1 protein-coding gene is annotated in these 2,890 nt (G+C 67.0%); it reads right to left on the bottom strand.

Features of this window, described 5'->3' with window-relative positions; translation table 11 throughout:
* Window positions 1-141: 141 nt before the first annotated feature.
* A partial coding sequence (gene fliD, locus AAGI46_16695) for a flagellar filament capping protein FliD (GenBank protein ID MEM1013846.1) occupies window positions 142-2,890 on the bottom strand: 2,749 nt, incomplete at its 5' end.

Raw genomic sequence — 2,890 nt, 5'->3', positions numbered from 1 at the left:
GTGTTGTAGTAGTTGTTAGCCCAAACCGCCCGCTGGGAGCGGCCCCCCGGGGTGGCGCGGGGGGGCGGGGCGGGCGTGGGCACCCGTGCCCCAACGCTCGGGGCTCGTTCTCAGACAAGAACGCTCGACTAAAAATCCGTGCTAGTTGCCGTCGTTGTTGTTCTGGACCGGCTGGAACGTCGGAATCGCTGAGAGCTGCTGCTGCTGGAATTGCAGCTCGCCCAGGGCCAGCTCCATGTCGAGGAATTGCTGCTGCAACCGGGCTTCTTTGACGAGCACCTGCTCTTCGATCGCGGCGATCTGCTCTTCGAAGGCGGCGACGCGTTCTTCGAGCACTTCGCCTGCGCGGGTGACGGTGCCGTCTACTGGATCGGTCAGCTCGCCGATGGCATTCTGCAGCTGGTGGCCGAAGCCCGTGCCGACGCCGTCCTCATCGGTGGCTGTGAACAGGCTCGCGACCGCGTCGGGATCGTCTGCCAAAGCCGCTCGGAACTTCTCTTCGTCCAGCTCGAGCTTCGCCCCTTCGCCGAGCCGAATGCCGACGTCGGCGAGGATGCGGTACTGCGCCTCGCCCGGGTTGTAGACGCGACTGACCAGGCCATAGACGACCGCTTCGGCCCTGCTGACGCTCGGCTCGCCGAGGAGGCGGCCGCGTTGGTCAGTCTCCTCGTTGTAGCCGGAGTTCTCGTCGATCTCGTCGCGAAGCGCGTTGAACGCGGTGATCATGCCATTGACGTCTTCGAGGAGCCCGTCCTGATCGGAAACGACGCTGATCTCGACGCTCTCGCCGGCCGTGGTGGAACGAAGGTCGAGCGTGACGCCCGGCAGGACGTTTTCGATCGTGTTTGAGGTCGAAGTGACCGTCAGAGGTGGCTGGCCGTCACCGCCGCCGACGAAGACGACGGCGTCGCTGGCTTCGACGATCGAACGCGCACTCAGTCCGGTGTCGCCGCCGTCGAAGCTGAACGCGCCGGCCGTGCCGCTGTCGCGTGCGGTCAGAGAGAGCCGCCACGGGTTGTCGGGGTCGCCGTCGCTGACGAGTTCGGCCCGCACGCCGTAGCCGAGCTGGTTGATTTTGTCGCGAACGTCTTCGAGCGTGTCGCCAGCCTCGACTTCGATCTTGACTTCGAAGGAGCCGTCCGCCTGACCTGCGTCGAAGCTGCCCGCGATCCGCAGTGCCTCGGCCGACGTGCCTTCGCTGTCCTCGATGACCAGCGGTCCGGTGCCGCCGGCGGTGTCTTCGATGAGCAGGCCGTCACCGTTGTCGTTGAGCCGAGCCGAGATGCCGATGCCCAGGCCGTTGACGGCGTCGATGACGTCGCCCAGGTCTTCGAAGATGCCGACGGAGAGGTCAAGGTCCGCGGTCGCGCCGGCCGAGTCGGTGAACTGGATGGTGCCGGTGCCGATGTCGTCGCCGAGGTCGTAGGTCGCCAGGAGGGCGGTCTCGTCGACGAAGGCCTGCTGCAGGTTGCCGCTGTCGACGACATTGCCGTCCGCGACGACGTACGAGCCGGCGATGTTCAAATCGGCGGCGGCGGTGCCAGACGTGTCGGCGATCGTGAGCGTTCCGGTGCCGCCTGTCGTGTCTTCCAGGACGATGCCGGTGCCGGCGTCGTTGAGTCGGGCGTTGACGCCGATGCCGCTCTCATTGATGTCTTCGAGGATGTCGTCGAGCCACGGCGTGGTCGCGTCGATTGAGGCGGAGTTGCCGTCGCGATCCGTGATCGTGAACGTGCCCGCGGAGATGCCGGCTCCGCCACGCAGACCGCCCGTCAGGGCGCTGCCCGCGCGGTTCGGGTCGTCCAGAGCGTCGACCTTGGTCGCGAGCAGATCGGTCCGGATGGCCGCGCCGTCGAAGGCGACGTTGGTGGCCGTGATCGTGGACTGGCCGACGGCGAGTTGCTGATCGATGCCGAGCAGCGTTGCGACGTTGGCCGAGTTGGCATTGCTGATCTCGAACTGGCCGACGCCGGTTGTCTGGTCGTCGATGACGATTTGGCCGGTGTCGGCGTTGAGCGACATGACCGCGCGTCCGCCGGCTGCGGAGTTGAACGCGTCGACGAGGTCGCCGATGGTGGAGACGCTGCCGGTAAAGACGTCGAAGGTCGAGCCGTCACGCAGCTCGACGTTCAGCTCTTCCGCCGGCCCGTCCGGCCAGGGGCTGCCGCCGTTAAGCGTGGTGATGTCCAGTGCCCTTGCGGCGTTGACGACCTCGCCGTCCGTGACGGTCAGCGACTTTCCACCGCCGCCGACGATTTCGGAGCTGGTGGCAGAGCTGCGGGTCTCTTCGGTGATGCCGAGATCGGCCGCTGCGGTGCCGTCGCCGAGGTCGCGGACTCGGAGGGTTCCTGAGCCGCCGGTCTGGTCGCGCAGGACCAGCGCCCCGCGCTCGACGTCGGCGGTCACGTCAATCTCGAGGTCAAAGTTGATCGCGTCGGCCAGGTCGTCGAGCGTGGCGTACTGAGCGGTGTCGAAGATCGTCGCGTTGCCCGCGCGGTCGGTCACGCGGAACTTGCCCGGCGTGACGCCTAGGCCGTCGTTGAGCTCCGAAAGCTGCGTCTCGCGGAGCAGCGAGTTGTCGCCGACCTCCAGCGTCAACGTGCCGGCCGTGAGCACCGAGTCGCGGCTCGCGAAGCCGCTGGTGATCGACTGCTGGGTCTGCACCAGCGAGCGGACGTTGACGGCGTACCGGCCTTCTGGCGCGCCGATTGAGGCCGAGACGCCGACGACCTGCTCGTTCGTGCTGGCAGCGGTGACCGCCTCGAAGGTGCTGGGCTTGCGAAGGTCGGTGCCGAAGTTCTTGAGCGCGTTGAGCCGCGTCGAGAAGCTCGTCAGGGCGATCTGGACGGAGCTGGTCTGCGCGATTCGCCCCTGCAGCGTCTGGATCGGG

The organism is Planctomycetota bacterium (assembly GCA_038746835.1).
In the GTDB taxonomy this organism is placed as follows: Bacteria; Planctomycetota; Phycisphaerae; order Tepidisphaerales; family Tepidisphaeraceae; genus JBCDKH01.
Note: the sequence above shows the minus strand (reverse complement) of the source record. Positions and strands in the feature narration are given on the sequence as shown.